The sequence below is a fragment of the Mesorhizobium sp. B2-4-13 genome, assembly GCF_006658535.1.
GTDB classification, from domain to species: Bacteria; Pseudomonadota; Alphaproteobacteria; order Rhizobiales; family Rhizobiaceae; genus Mesorhizobium; species Mesorhizobium australicum.
Window position 1 is genome coordinate 85,863 of record NZ_VFVB01000010.1, and the last position, 13,238, is coordinate 99,100.

Annotated in this window: 13 protein-coding genes; 9 read left to right on the top strand and 4 right to left on the bottom strand. The window is 63.1% G+C overall.

The features are described 5' to 3' along the window. Positions 1-26: 26 nt before the first annotated feature. The 4 genes from FJ936_RS24305 to FJ936_RS24320 all read left to right on the top strand — a co-directional run bounded on the left by FJ936_RS24305 (position 27) and on the right by FJ936_RS24320 (position 3,615). A complete protein-coding gene (locus FJ936_RS24305) occupies positions 27-467 on the top strand; it encodes an endonuclease domain-containing protein (RefSeq protein WP_141907097.1) in 441 nt (146 codons plus the stop codon). Further along, the gene (locus FJ936_RS24310) at positions 468-1,718 is read left to right on the top strand and encodes a Zn-dependent hydrolase (RefSeq protein WP_140789119.1); all 1,251 of its coding nucleotides are present in this window, start codon (positions 468-470) and stop codon (positions 1,716-1,718) included. Between the two features lie 66 nt (positions 1,719-1,784). Continuing rightward, positions 1,785-3,236: a dihydropyrimidinase gene (hydA, locus tag FJ936_RS24315; RefSeq protein WP_140665302.1), complete on the top strand. Its 1,452-nt coding sequence runs from the start codon at positions 1,785-1,787 to the stop codon at positions 3,234-3,236. Further along, on the top strand, positions 3,229-3,615 hold the full coding sequence (locus tag FJ936_RS24320; protein ID WP_246677688.1) for a hypothetical protein: 387 nt from the start codon (positions 3,229-3,231) through the stop codon (positions 3,613-3,615). Before hydA ends, FJ936_RS24320 begins: the two co-directional genes overlap by 8 nt. Before the next feature lie 242 nt (positions 3,616-3,857). Here FJ936_RS24320 and FJ936_RS24330 read toward each other — a convergent pair whose 3' ends face one another. Continuing rightward, positions 3,858-4,262: a cupin domain-containing protein gene (locus FJ936_RS24330; RefSeq protein WP_015317160.1), complete on the bottom strand. Its 405-nt coding sequence runs from the start codon at positions 4,260-4,262 to the stop codon at positions 3,858-3,860. A gap of 130 nt (positions 4,263-4,392) precedes the next feature. On the opposite strand from FJ936_RS24330, the gene FJ936_RS24335 reads away from it, so the two are divergent. The 5 genes from FJ936_RS24335 to FJ936_RS24355 all read left to right on the top strand — a co-directional run bounded on the left by FJ936_RS24335 (position 4,393) and on the right by FJ936_RS24355 (position 9,175). Beyond that, positions 4,393-5,184, top strand: a complete 792-nt coding sequence (locus tag FJ936_RS24335) for an ABC transporter ATP-binding protein (RefSeq protein WP_015317161.1) — start codon at positions 4,393-4,395, stop codon at positions 5,182-5,184. Between the two features lie 317 nt (positions 5,185-5,501). After that, on the top strand, positions 5,502-6,380 hold the full coding sequence (locus FJ936_RS24340) for an ABC transporter permease (protein WP_140789122.1): 879 nt from the start codon (positions 5,502-5,504) through the stop codon (positions 6,378-6,380). Continuing rightward, the gene (locus tag FJ936_RS24345; RefSeq protein WP_141907098.1) at positions 6,377-7,531 is read left to right on the top strand and encodes an ABC transporter permease; all 1,155 of its coding nucleotides are present in this window, start codon (positions 6,377-6,379) and stop codon (positions 7,529-7,531) included. Before FJ936_RS24340 ends, FJ936_RS24345 begins: the two co-directional genes overlap by 4 nt. Before the next feature lie 39 nt (positions 7,532-7,570). Then, positions 7,571-8,542, top strand: a complete 972-nt coding sequence (locus tag FJ936_RS24350; protein WP_015317165.1) for an ABC transporter substrate-binding protein — start codon at positions 7,571-7,573, stop codon at positions 8,540-8,542. A 189-nt stretch (positions 8,543-8,731) separates the two neighbouring features. Beyond that, a complete protein-coding gene (locus tag FJ936_RS24355) occupies positions 8,732-9,175 on the top strand; it encodes a CHRD domain-containing protein (protein WP_015317166.1) in 444 nt (147 codons plus the stop codon). A 63-nt stretch (positions 9,176-9,238) separates the two neighbouring features. Here FJ936_RS24355 and FJ936_RS24360 read toward each other — a convergent pair whose 3' ends face one another. The 3 genes from FJ936_RS24360 to FJ936_RS24370 form a co-directional block, all read right to left on the bottom strand. Further along, positions 9,239-10,888, bottom strand: coding sequence for a thiamine pyrophosphate-binding protein (locus FJ936_RS24360; RefSeq protein WP_141907099.1), 1,650 nt, complete (start codon positions 10,886-10,888; stop codon positions 9,239-9,241). Next, the gene (locus FJ936_RS24365; RefSeq protein ID WP_140615574.1) at positions 10,885-12,060 is read right to left on the bottom strand and encodes a CaiB/BaiF CoA-transferase family protein; all 1,176 of its coding nucleotides are present in this window, start codon (positions 12,058-12,060) and stop codon (positions 10,885-10,887) included. Before FJ936_RS24365 ends, FJ936_RS24360 begins: the two co-directional genes overlap by 4 nt. A gap of 99 nt (positions 12,061-12,159) precedes the next feature. Further along, a complete protein-coding gene (locus FJ936_RS24370; protein WP_140726049.1) occupies positions 12,160-13,092 on the bottom strand; it encodes an alpha/beta hydrolase in 933 nt (310 codons plus the stop codon). Positions 13,093-13,238: the final 146 nt, after the last annotated feature.

Below are 13,238 nucleotides of genomic sequence, written 5' to 3' on the forward strand. Positions count from 1 at the left end.
GATCTTTTGCCGCGAGGTCGCTTCTGATGCCCCGTACCCGCGTGAGCTTCGAAATGCGCCAAAAGGCGCGCGCGCTTCGAGTTCACGCGACCAAAGGCGAATCCCTTCTTTGGTATGAATTGCGTGAGTTGAAACCAAACGGAATCAAGTTTCGCCGACAATGTCCGATTGGGCCCTATATCGTTGACTTTGCCTGCTTTTCTACAAAGCTGGTTGTTGAAGTCGACGGCGATTTGCATGAGCACGAAAAGGGCAAGCAGCACGATGCCGTTCGTGACGCGTATCTACGATCGCTTGGGTTCGAGGTCTTCCGTATCGACGAACCCGATGTCATAAACAGCGCTTGGCATGTCGCGCAGGTGGTCAAGGAAAAAGTCGAGCGTATGTCAGCCGACCCCACCCGACCGCTTCGCGGCCACCCTCCCCTCGAGGGGGAGGGGGACGCCCCGCAATTGATGAGGTTTTGAATGGCCGCACCCGGCGAGAATTTGCGAATCAATTCAGACCGTTTGTGGGATTCGCTGATAGAGATGGCGAAGATCGGCCCCGGCATTGCCGGCGGCAACAATCGCCAGACCGTGACCGACGAGGATGGCGAGGGCCGGCATCTGTTCAAGCGCTGGTGCGATGCCGCGGGGCTCGAAATGGGTGTCGACGAGATGGGCACCATGTTTGCCCGCCGCGAAGGCACCGACCCCAGCCTTCCGCCGGTCTATGTCGGCAGCCATCTCGATACGCAGCCGACCGGCGGCAAATATGACGGCGTTCTCGGCGTTCTTGGCGGCCTGGAGATCGTGCGCTCGCTCAACGATCTCGACATCAAGACGAAACATCCGATCGTCGTCACCAACTGGACCAACGAGGAGGGCGCGCGCTTCGCGCCGGCCATGATGGCATCCGGTGTGTTTGCCGGCGTGCTCGACCAGGCCGACGTCTACGAGCACACGGACAAAAACGGCAAGAAATTCGGCGAGGAACTGGAGCGCATCGGCTGGAAGGGCACCGAGAAGGTCGGCGAGCGCAAGATCCACGCCTTCTTCGAACTGCATATCGAGCAGGGGCCGATCCTTGAGGACGAGGACATCGACATCGGCGTCGTCACCCACGGCCAGGGCCTGAAATGGCTGCAGGTGACGCTGACCGGCAAGGAGGCGCATACCGGCTCGACGCCGATGCCCAAGCGCCGCAATGCCGGGCTCGGCATGGCCCGAGTGATCGAATTGGTCCACGAGGTCGCCATGGACTATCAGCCCGACGCCGTCGGCGCGGTCGGCCACATGGAGGTCTACCCTAACTCGCGCAACATCATCGCCGGGCGCACAGTCTTCACCATCGACATACGCTCGCCGGAAAAGGAAGTGCTTGACGCCATGGATGGCCGCATCCGCGAAGGCATCGACACGATCTGCGACGCGCTCGACATCCAGTACAAGATCGAGCAGGTCGGCGCTTTCGATCCGGTCACTTTCGACAAGGGCTGCGTCAAGGCGATCCGCGATGCGGCCGAGCGGCTTGGCTACACGCACCGCAACATCGTCTCGGGTGCCGGCCACGACGCCTGCTGGATCAACCGCGTCGCGCCGACCGCCATGGTGATGTGCCCTTGCGTGGATGGGTTGAGCCACAATGAGGCGGAAGAGATCACCAAGGAATGGGCAGCGGCCGGCGCCGACGTTCTGTTCCATGCGGTGGTGGAGACGGCCGTTATAGTAGAGTGAACTTAGAGATTTACCTTCAACGCCGCTCACCAAGAAGCGGGAAGAGAAGAACAAGGGAACAGCAAAATGACCAAAGTCATCAAGAACGGCACCGTCGTCACCGCCGACCGAACCTGGAAGGCCGACGTGCTGATGCAGCACGGCAGGATCGTCGCCATCGGCTCGGACCTGCATGGCGACCATGAGTACGACGCCACCGGCTGCTATGTGATGCCGGGCGGCATCGACCCGCACACCCATCTCGAAATGCCGTTCATGGGCACCTATTCGGCCGATGATTTCGAATCCGGCACGCGTGCGGCCTTGGCCGGCGGCACCACGATGGTGGTCGATTTCTGCCTGCCGGCGCCGCAGCAATCGCTGCTCGAAGCCCTGCAGATGTGGGACAACAAGACCTCGAGGGCGTCCTGCGATTATTCGTTCCACATGGCGATCACCTGGTGGGGCAAGCAGGTGTTCGACGAGATGGCCACCGTGGTCGATAAGGGCATCACCTCGTTCAAGCACTTCATGGCGTACAAGGGCGCGCTGATGGTCGACGACGACGAGATGTACGCGTCGTTCCAGCGCTGCGCCGACCTCGGCGCGCTGCCGCTGGTGCATGCCGAGAATGGCGACGTGGTCGCGGCCCTGTCGCAGAAGCTGCTTGCCGCCGGCAATAATGGCCCCGAGGGACATGCCTATTCGCGCCCGCCGGAAGTGGAGGGTGAGGCGACCAACCGCGCCATCATGATCGCCGACATGGCGGGCGTGCCGCTCTATGTCGTGCATGTCTCGTGCGAACAGAGCCACGAGGCGATCCGCCGGGCACGCCAGAAAGGCATGCGGGTGTTCGGCGAGCCGCTGATCCAGCACCTGACGCTGGACGAGAGCGAGTACTTCGACAAGGACTGGGACCATGCGGCGCGCCGCGTGATGAGCCCGCCCTTCCGCAACAAACTGCACCAGGACTCGCTATGGGCCGGCCTGCAGGCCGGTTCGCTGCAGGTGGTGGCGACCGACCATTGCGCCTTCACCACCGACCAGAAGCGCTTCGGCGTCGGCAATTTCACCAAGATCCCCAACGGCACGGGTGGCCTCGAGGACCGGTTGCCGGTGCTGTGGACCAAAGGCGTCAATACCGGCCGGCTGACGATGAACGAGTTTGTCGCCGTGACCTCGACCAACATCGCCAAGATCCTCAACATGTATCCGAAGAAGGGCGCGATCGTCGAAGGCGCGGATGCCGACATCATCGTCTGGGACCCCCAGCGCAAGAAGAAGATTTCCGCCAAGAAGCAGCAATCCGTCATCGACTACAACGTCTTCGAAGGGGTCGAAGTGACCGGCCTGCCGCGCTTCGTGTTCTCGCGCGGCGAGCTGTCGGTCGAGGAGGCCGAGGTCAAGGCGAAGCCTGGCCATGGTGAGTTCGTCGGCCGCGAACCGAACGCGGCCGTCAACCGGGCGCTGTCGACCTGGAAGGAGATCACCGCGCCGCGCAAGGTCGAGCGGACAGGCATTCCGGCGACGGGTGTTTGAGGTGAGGTGCGCGGGGCTCTATCTCACCGCCGTTGTTGTTCTGGCAGCCGGCTCCGCCTCTGCGGCCGGCATCGACCTGTCCAAGCCTTATGGCAATAAGTCCGGCTGCATCAACAAGAACGGCCAGAAGGTCTATGCCGAAGACATGCTGCTGCTGACCGACACCGATTTTATCACCGCGACCAGTGCCTGCGCCTTCACCGGCAAACACGGTGGGGCCGATGGTTCGCTGACGGTCAAGGCAGAGTGCGAAGCCGAAGGCGAGGAGGGAAAGTCGCCCGCCACCTTCACGATCAAGCACAGCGCCAAGAATGCCAAGAAGTTGGTGATCGCCGACGAGGACGGCAGCGTATACGGGGAAGTGTCTCGGTGCAGATAATTGCCGAGGTCGGCGCCGCCCCTCATCTGCCTGCCGGCATCTTCTCCCCGTATAGAGACGGGGAGAAGGGGGCTGAGCGCAACCTCGGCGCTCTTTTTGCCAACGCTGGCGATTGGCGAAATCCTTCGCGACGGCGTCCTTCTCCCCGCCTCTATACGGGGAGAAGTGCCGGGCAGGGCGATGAGGGGCAGCGCGGACCTGGAGCTATTGAGCCTCGGCCGGCGAACCCGCCAATACCGCCCTCAGGCGACGAGCGCGTCCAGTTCCGGCAGCAGGACGACGCTTTCCTGTTCGTTGGGATCGGTGCGGGCGATGACGGCCGAGGACGGCGCATTGCTCAGATTGGCCGGCAAATGCGGCACGCCTGCGGGAATGTAGAAAAGGTCGCCGGCCTTGACGACGATGTGATGCTCCAGCCGGTCGCCATACCAGGTATGGACCTCGCCGGAGAGCACGTAGATCGCCGTTTCATGGTTCTCGTGCAGATGCGCCTTGGCGCGGGCACCGGGCGGCATGGTGAGCACGTGCATGCAGATGCCAGAGGAGCCGACCGACTCGGTGGCTATGCCGGCGAAGTAGGTCAGGCCCTGCTTGCCTTCATAAGTGCTTTCAGGGCGGATAAGATGACAAGTCGGTTTAGGCGACATCGGGGAAACTCCGGGCGTCGACCGAGCGGGACAAACTCAGCAGGACTGGGGCCAATGGGACGGGTCGAGTGGAAAACAACATCACGATAAAAGCAATCGGTTTCGTGCGGCGGAAGGCAGGCAGCAACCGATGACGGGACCTTCGCCAGCCGTCGTTTCGGCAAGCAAACTGGGCCTCACCTTCCAGACCAATGACGGGCCGGTACAGGCGCTGTCCAATGTCGACCTGACCATCGGCAAGGGTGAGTTCGTCTCCTTCATCGGGCCTTCAGGTTGCGGCAAGACTACTTTGCTGCGCGTCATCGCCGATCTGGAAAAGCCCACTTCGGGGACGATCTCGGTCAATGGCATGACGCCGGAACAGGCGCGCGAGAGGCGTGCCTACGGCTATGTCTTCCAGGCTGCCGCCCTGTTTCCCTGGCGCACCATCGAGCGCAATGTCGGGCTGCCGCTGGAAATCATGGGCCTGTCCAAGACCGAGCAAGCGGAGCGGATCAAGCGCACGCTCGACCTCGTCAACCTCAGTGGCTTCGAGAAGAAATACCCCTGGCAGCTTTCCGGCGGCATGCAGCAGCGCGCCTCGATCGCGCGTGCGCTGGCCTTCGATGCCGACCTGTTGCTGATGGACGAGCCGTTCGGCGCGCTGGATGAGATCGTGCGCGACCACCTCAACGAGCAATTGCTGCAACTGTGGGGACGGACGAACAAGACCATCTGCTTCGTCACCCACTCCATTCCGGAAGCCGTCTACCTGTCGACGCGCATCGTCGTCATGTCGCCGCGCCCGGGCCGCGTCAGCGACATCATCGAATCGACGCTGCCGAAAGAGCGGCCGCTCGACATCCGCGAGACGCCGGAGTTTCTGGCGATCGCCGCGCGGGTGCGCGATGGGTTGAGGGCAGGACATAGTTATGATGATTGAAGCGGGTGACAAGCGAGCGGCGTACCGCGCCTTCGTCATCCTAGGGCGGAGCAAGGAGCGAAGCGACGCGGCGCAGACCCTAGGATCCATGCCGTTGCCTCAACGTTCCGCAGCGGTGCAGACCGATGCACCTTACGCCGTGCGTTCGAAGGCGAACATTCTTGACCGCTTATACCCCTCGGCCAACGTCACGGAATGGATCCTAGGGTCTGCGCGACGCTTCGCGTTGCTCCGCCCTAGGATGACGAAGGCGAAGGTGGTCGGCCTTCGCTTCGCTCCGGCCACCCTCTCCCCGGCGGAGAGAGGAGAAGGCGCCCATGGATAGCTTCCGCTCCAAGATCATCCCCGTAACCTCCATCCTTCTGGGCGTGGTTGTGCTCTGGTATATGTTCGCCGTTATCCTCAACGCGCCGTTCCAGCGCGATCTCGACCGGCGTGCCAACGAAACCTCCACGTTCGGCGAACTCATCGACAAGACGCTGTCGCAGCCCAAGCCGACGCTGCCGGCGCCGCATCAGGTGGCGGTGAATTTCTTCGAGAACACTTTTCTGCGGCCCATCACCTCGAACCGCAGTCTCGTCTACAACGCCTGGGTGACGCTGTCCTCGACGCTGCTCGGCTTCGCCTTCGGCACCGCACTCGGCATCGTCATCGCCGTCGGCATCGTCCATGTGGCGACGCTCGACCGCAGCCTGATGCCGTGGATCATCGCCTCGCAGACCATTCCGATCCTGGCGGTGGCGCCGATGATCATCGTCGTTCTGGCGGCGATCGGCATTACCGGACTGATCCCGAAGGCGATGATTTCGACCTATCTGTCGTTCTTCCCGGTGACGGTCGGCATGGTGAAGGGCCTGCGCTCGCCCGAGATCATGCATCTCGACCTGATGCACACCTACAATGCCAGCCGCGCGCAGACCTTCTGGAAACTGCGTGTGCCGGCCTCGGTGCCGTTCCTGTTCACCTCGATGAAGGTCGCGGTGGCGGCAAGCCTAGTAGGCGCCATCGTGGGCGAACTGCCGACAGGCGCGGTCGCCGGCATCGGCGCCAAGCTGTTGGCGGGCGCCTATTACAGCCAGTCGATCGACATCTGGTCAGCGCTGGTCGCCGGCTCCATCGTGGCGGCGCTGCTGGTGATGGTGGTTGGCATCGCCGGCCGCGTCGTTGACCGCGCCATGGGTGGGAGGCCAGCATGAACTGGCTGAAACCTTCCTGGCAGGCTGTGCTGGCGATCGTGCTGTGCCTGATCGCGATTGCGCTCGGCGCCATGTCGAAGCCGGAAGCGGCAGCGCTTGCCGATCCGACGGCCAGTATCGACTACCCCTATCTCGGAATGAAGGGCTTGATGCTTGGCGTGGCCGTGCTGGCGGCGCTGATCTCCATGGTCAGGATTACGCCCCTAGTGGAGGCCGTGGTGCTCTTCATAGGCGCCCATCTCGTCGCCTGGCTGCTGATTTCGGGCATTGCAGGTTTCGAAGGGACGGCGCTGGCGCCGTATTTTCTTCTGCTCGCGGCTGCCTGGCTGCTTGGCTGGCGTTGTGTGGCGGTGCTTTCGGGGTTGCGGCCGACGGCAGGATGGGTCCGGACCGCACTGCGTCTGGTCATCCCCGCTATCTTCGGCGCCTGGATCCTGATCATCTGGGAAGCCGTCACACGCGGCGCCGGCATTCCTTTCATCCTGCTGCCGCCGCCGAGCGCCATCGGCGCGCGCATCGTCAGCTCGCTGCCGGTGCTCGGCGCCGATGTCCGGCAAACCATCTTCAAGGCGGTGCTCTTCGGTTACGTGGTGGGCAGCGGCGCTGGCTTCATCACCGCTGTTCTCGCCGACCGCGTACCGTTTCTGCGGCGTGGACTTCTGCCGATCGGCAATATGGTCTCGGCGCTGCCGATCATCGGCGTGGCGCCGATCATGGTCATGTGGTTCGGCTTCGACTGGCAATCCAAGGCGGCGGTGGTCATCATCATGACCTTCTTCCCGATGCTGGTGAATACGGTCGCCGGGCTCGCCGCGTCCGGCCATATGGAGCGCGACCTGATGCGCACCTATGCGTCAGGCTACTGGCCGACGCTCGTCAAGCTCAGGCTGCCGGCCGCCGCTCCCTTCATCTTCAACGCGCTGAAGATCAATTCGACGCTGGCGCTGATTGGCGCCATCGTCGCCGAGTTCTTCGGCACGCCCGTCGTCGGCATGGGATTCCGCATTTCGACCGAGGTCGGGCGGATGAACATCGACATGGTCTGGGCCGAAATCGCAGTTGCAGCACTTGCGGGTTCGGTCTTTTATGGCGTGGTCGCCCTTGTCGAAAGGGCCGTCACGTTTTGGCATCCCTCTGTCCGTGGTGGATAGGGGCGGTGGGTTTGGGCACTAACTTCAGAGGGTAAAAAAATGAAAAGACTTATTATTCCAGTTCTGGCCGGCGCGATGTCGCTGGCCGCGTTCCAGGCGATGGCCGCCGACAAGGTGACCTTGCAGCTGAAATGGGTCACGCAGGCGCAGTTTGCCGGCTACTATGTCGCCAAGGCCAAGGGTTTCTATGAAGCCGAAGGCCTCGACGTCGACATCAAGCCAGGCGGCCCCGACATCGCCCCCGAGCAGGTGATCGCCGGCGGCGGTGCCGACGTCATCGTCGACTGGATGGGCGGCGCGCTCGCCGCGCGCGAAAAGGGCGTGCCGCTGGTCAACATCGCCCAGCCGTTCAAGAAGGCCGGCATGGAGCTGGTCTGCCCGAAGGACGGCCCGATCAAGACCGAAGCCGACTTCAAGGGCCACACGCTCGGTGTCTGGTTCTTCGGCAACGAATATCCGTTCTACGCGTGGATGAACAAGCTTGGCCTCAAGACGGAGGGCGGCCCCGATGGCGTCACCGTGCTGAAGCAGAGCTTTGACGTGCAGCCGCTGATCCAGAAGCAGGCCGATTGCATCTCGGTCATGACCTACAATGAGTACTGGCAGCTGATCGACGCCGGCTACAAGCCCGAACAGCTGACCGTGTTCAACTACTCGGCCATGGGCAACGACCTGCTTGAGGACGGCCTCTATGCCTCGGAAGACAAGCTCAAGGATCCGGCCTTCGAGGACAAGATGGTGCGGTTCGTGCGCGCCTCGATGAAGGGCTGGAAATACGCGGTCGACAACAATGACGAAGCCGCAAGCATCGTCATGGACGGCGGCGGCCAGGACGAGAATCACCAGAAGCGGATGATGAGCGAAGTTGCCAAGCTGATCGACAATGCCGACGGCAAGCTCGACCCGGCGACCTACGAACGCACCGCCAAGGCGCTGCTCGACCAGAAGATCATCACCAAGGAGCCGAAAGGCGCCTATACCACCGCCATCACCGACAAGGCGGTCAAGTAGGCCTCGCAGGCGCGATCAACAGCGCCTGAGACCGGGTCTGACGATCAAAGGGGCGGGCGACCGCCCCTTTTCCATGCGCTCCAATCACAAAACCGTGTGCGGGGATACATTGCGCCGTCCAGCCGTTGCATTGAAGCATGCGCGCGTCGGGGAGCCGCGACGCACGCTTTTGTCAATCGGAGGTCCTTCATGCGCGCTCACTCCTTCCTGCCGGCGCTATCGGCGCTCGCCATTTCCACCGCTTTCCTGTTCGCATCACCGGCCATGGCCGAGATGGTAAAATACAAGGCGACCCTCGATGGCGGCCAGCAGAGCCCAGCCGTCACCACGAAGGGCAAGGGGACGGCCACTCTCACCTTCGATACCACCAAGAAGAAGCTCAGCTGGAACGTGAAGTATTCCGGCCTCAGCGGCCCGGCGACAGCGGCGCACATTCACGGCCCGGCGGCGGCGGGCGAGAATGCGCCTCCGGTGATCCCGTTCAAAGGCAAGCTCAAGAGCCCGATCAAGGGGTCGGCGACGCTGACCGATGCGCAGGCCGCTGACCTCGAGGCCGGCAAGTATTACGTCAATGTGCACACGGCGGCCAACAAGGACGGCGAGATTCGCGGCCAGATCGAAAAGGCGATGTAGAGCCCGAAGCGCGGCTAACGCTTGAAGCCTGGCGGGACAGCGCCGCCCTCTGTTCTGCCGGCCTTAAGCCCTGTCGCGTATCTGCGTCATCGTCCGGGTCGGGGTGATCGCTTCGGGATCGAGCCTGATCTCGACGATCGCCGGCTTGCCGCTGGTTCGCGCGCGCTCGAAGGCAGGCGCGAAATCAGCTGTCTTCTCCACCGTCTCGCCATGGCCGCCATAGGCGCGGGCAAGTGCTGCAAAATCAGGGTTCTTCAGATCGGTGCCGACGACGCGGCCGGGATATTCGCGTTCCTGGTGCATGCGGATGGTGCCGTAAATACCGTTGTTGACGACGATGACGACGATCGGCAGGTCATACTGTACGGCGGTGGCGAATTCCTGGCCGTTCATCAGGAAGCAGCCATCGCCGGCGAAGGCGACCACTGTGCGCTCCGGATAAAGCGCCTTGGCGGCGACCGCCGCCGGCGTGCCGTAGCCCATCGAGCCCGACGTCGGCGCTCCTTGCGTGGCGAAGCGGCGGAAGCGATGGAAGCGGTGTACCCAGGTTGCGTAATTTCCGGCGCCATTGGTGAGGATGGCATCGTCCGGCAGCACTTTTTCCAGGTAGTTCATGATAGGTCCCATCTGGACCGGGCCGGGACCGTTTTCAGGCGGAGTCGACCAGTCGAGATAGGCGGTATGCAGCTTGGCTGTTTCGGCCGCCCATGATGGCGTTCCGGCCGGCATGCGCTTGGTGAAAGCCTCGACGAAGGCCGCTGGCGAAGCATTGATCGCCAGGGTCGGACGGTAGACGCGGCCGAGTTCGCCGGCATCGGCATGGACATGCACCAGGGCCTGGTCGGGGTAGGGGCTCTTCAGCAGCGTGTAGTCGGAAGAGGGCATCTCGCCCATGCGCCCGCCGATCAAGAGAACGACGTCGGCCTGCTTGATAGCCGTCGCCAGCTTCGGATTGATGCCGATGCCGACATCGCCGGCATAGTTTGGATGAAGATGGTCGAACAGCATCTGGCGGCGGAAGGAACAGCCGACAGGAAGCGACCAGGCCTCGGCGATCTCATGCATCCGCGCCACCGCGTCCGCGTTCCAGCGCGTGCCGCCAAGAATGACGAAGGGGCGCTTCGCGCCGGCAAGCAGCATTTCCAGTGCGTCGAGTTCGGCCTCGCCGGGATAGGTTTCGACCGGCGTGTGCGGAAGTGCTTCCGGCGCGTCGACGACGCTGGTCAGCATATCCTCAGGCAGCGATATGACGACCGGGCCGGGGCGGCCCGACGTCGCCACGGCAAAGGCGCGCGTGACGAATTCGGGGATGCGCGAGGCGTCGTCGATCTCGACCACCCATTTGGCGATGTCGCCGAAGAACCTGACATAGTCCACTTCCTGGAACGCCTCGCGCTCCTTGGCGTGGCTGGCGACCTGGCCGATGAACAGGATGAGGGGAACCGAATCCTGCATGGCGATGTGGATGCCGGCCGAAGCGTTGGTGGCGCCGGGTCCGCGGGTGACGAAGCAGATGCCGGGCTTGCCGGTCAGCCGGCCCTGGCAGTCGGCCATCATGGCAGCACCGCCTTCCTGGCGGCAGACGATGGTGCGGATCGAGGAATCATGCAGCGCGTCAAGCACCGCAAGGTAGGATTCGCCCGGCACGCAGAACATACGGTCGGTGCCATTGGCTTCGAGGGCGTCGACGATCAGTTGTCCACCGGTCTTCATTTCCCAGACTTCTCCAGTTCGGCAAGGATTTCGTCAGTGTGCTCGCCAAGGCGCGGCGAGGGGCGTTCGTAAGTAAGCGGTGTGCCCGACATCACCATCGGCGCGCGCACCGACGGCAGGCGGTTGCCATGGCCGTCGTCGAGGTCGAGCCGCATGCCGCGGGCAATGGTCTGCGGGTCGTCGAACATCTGGCCGATCGTGTTGATCGGGCTTGCCGGCACGCTGGCGGCTTCGAGCTTCGCCAGCAGCGGATCGCGATCAAAAATCTTCAGCGCCTCGATGATGCGTGCGCGAAGTTCCACGCGATTGGCGACGCGGGCCGGATTGGTGGTGAAATCGGGATTGGCCGGCAAATCGCCCAGCCCGACCGCGGCGCAGAATTTGGCGAACTGGCCGTCATTGCCGACAGCCAGGATGATGTGGCCGTCCCTGACCGGAAGCACTTCGTAGGGGGCAATGTTCATATGGGCATTGCCCATCTGCACCGGCGACTTGCCGGAAACGAGATAATTGAGGTTCTGGTTGCCGAGCGCCGAGATCTGGGTGTCGAACAGCGCCATGTCGATGTGCTGGCCTTCGCCGGTCTGTTCGGCATGGCGAAGTGCTGCCTGGATGGCGATGACCGAATAGAGGCCGGTGAAGATATCCGAGATGGCGACGCCGGCTTTCTGCGGCTCGCGGCCGGGCTCGCCGGTAATCGACATCATGCCGGCCATGGCCTGGATAATGAAATCGTAGCCCGCGCGAGGCGCATAAGGCCCATCCTGACCGAAACCGGTGATCGAGCAGTAGACGAGGCGAGGGTTGATTTCCTTCAGGCTGCCATGGTCGAGCCCGTATTTCTTCAGGCCGCCGAGCTTGAAGTTCTCGATCAGCACATCCGCCGTCGCGACCAGCCGGCGCACCGTCTCGGCGCCTTTGGGCGTCGAGAAGTCGATGGCGATGGAGCGCTTGCCGCGATTGCAGGAATGGTAATAGGCGGCCGACAGGTTCTCGCCGTCGTGGCTCATGACGAAGGGCGGACCCCATTTGCGGGTGTCGTCGCCGCCGTCCGGGCTCTCGACCTTGATGACATCGGCGCCGAGATCGGCAAGCAACTGCCCGGCCCAGGGCCCGGCAAGAATGCGGGCGAGTTCGACGACGCGGACGCCTTTCAGCGGGGGTTCGGCCATAAATCACCGTGGTTGCTGCAATCATCCTGATCGCTGCGAAAGCAGAGCCTCTATCAAGCCCGGCGGCGGCTGTCACGGTTCTTGCGATGGGCCAAACCGTCAGGCTTTCAGGACAGCGTCCGCCCAGTTGGCGAAATCGTCCATGACGATGTCCCGGTTCACCTCGTTCAGGCTCTCGTGGCGGGTGTCGGCGTAAACCTTCGAAACCAGATTAGAAAAGCCCATCTTGTGCATGCGGTTCGCGAGATGGGTGATGCCCTTGCCGTAGTCCGAGGCAGGGTCTTTCTCGCCGCCAACGATGGCGACGGGAAGGTCGCGCCGGATGCCGGCAAAGCCTGCATCCTTGCCACCGTTCAGCGCCATCGCGACCACATCGCGCCACATCGATATGGAGGCATCCCAGCCGCAGAGCGGATCGGCGATGTATTTCGCGACCTCCGCCTCGTCGCGCGAAAGCCAGTCGAACAAGGTGCGATGGTCGGGGACCGCCTTGCCCCAGGCCTGGAAGGTGAGTTTCGGCAGCAGGCGCGACGGGACATCGGAGCCCAGCCGCATCCGTTCCCAGGCCAGGATGCCGAGCGCCACCTGGCCGAGCAAGCCTTGCGAGAAATTGCCGTTCCAGATGGCTGCGGCATGGATCCGATTCGAGTGCCGTAACAAGTAGTTCAGCGCCACGGACGCGCCCATCGAGTGGCCGAAAAGGATCACCGGCAGGTCAGGCTGCTCGCGGGCGATAAGATCGCGGATGGCGTCGACATCGGCGATCACCTTGGCCGGGCCGTCCTTGTCGGCGAATCTGCCGAGCGGCGCGTCGGGCGCCCTGGTCGTCCCATGGCCACGGTGATCATGGACATAGACATGGAAACCCCGAGCGGACAGGAAACCGGCGAAGCGGTCGTAGCGCCCGGCATGCTCGGCCAGGCCATGATTGATCTGGACCACCGCACGCGGAGAGCTGTCGGCCTGCCGGACGAACAGATTGAGGTCGGCGCCGGTCGGCGAGCGGACCACGCGCTGCTGGCTGAATGGCATGCCGGCTGGCCTCCCCCTGGTTCCGCCCTTGCAATGTCCAACGTGTGCGCCGGCGCCTGATTTGCGTCAATCGGGCCTGCCGGCTTTTCCGCGACGATCTTTCTTGCCACGAGCCCGCAAAATATCGCAATTCTGACATGGAGACA

Excerpts from the sequence above, each read along its gene's own strand:
- FJ936_RS24310 (WP_140789119.1), top strand. The coding sequence starts at position 468 with ATGGCCGCACCCGGCGAGAATTTGCGAATCAATTCAGACCGTTTGTGG.
- hydA (WP_140665302.1), top strand. The coding sequence starts at position 1,785 with ATGACCAAAGTCATCAAGAACGGCACCGTCGTCACCGCCGACCGAACC.
- FJ936_RS24345 (WP_141907098.1), top strand. The coding sequence starts at position 6,377 with ATGAACTGGCTGAAACCTTCCTGGCAGGCTGTGCTGGCGATCGTGCTG.
- FJ936_RS24305 (WP_141907097.1), top strand. The coding sequence starts at position 27 with ATGCCCCGTACCCGCGTGAGCTTCGAAATGCGCCAAAAGGCGCGCGCG.
- FJ936_RS24355 (WP_015317166.1), top strand. The coding sequence starts at position 8,732 with ATGCGCGCTCACTCCTTCCTGCCGGCGCTATCGGCGCTCGCCATTTCC.
- FJ936_RS24330 (WP_015317160.1), bottom strand. The coding sequence starts at position 4,262 with ATGTCGCCTAAACCGACTTGTCATCTTATCCGCCCTGAAAGCACTTAT.
- FJ936_RS24340 (WP_140789122.1), top strand. The coding sequence starts at position 5,502 with ATGGATAGCTTCCGCTCCAAGATCATCCCCGTAACCTCCATCCTTCTG.
- FJ936_RS24360 (WP_141907099.1), bottom strand. The coding sequence starts at position 10,888 with ATGAAGACCGGTGGACAACTGATCGTCGACGCCCTCGAAGCCAATGGC.
- FJ936_RS24335 (WP_015317161.1), top strand. The coding sequence starts at position 4,393 with ATGACGGGACCTTCGCCAGCCGTCGTTTCGGCAAGCAAACTGGGCCTC.
- FJ936_RS24350 (WP_015317165.1), top strand. The coding sequence starts at position 7,571 with ATGAAAAGACTTATTATTCCAGTTCTGGCCGGCGCGATGTCGCTGGCC.
- FJ936_RS24365 (WP_140615574.1), bottom strand. The coding sequence starts at position 12,060 with ATGGCCGAACCCCCGCTGAAAGGCGTCCGCGTCGTCGAACTCGCCCGC.
- FJ936_RS24370 (WP_140726049.1), bottom strand. The coding sequence starts at position 13,092 with ATGCCATTCAGCCAGCAGCGCGTGGTCCGCTCGCCGACCGGCGCCGAC.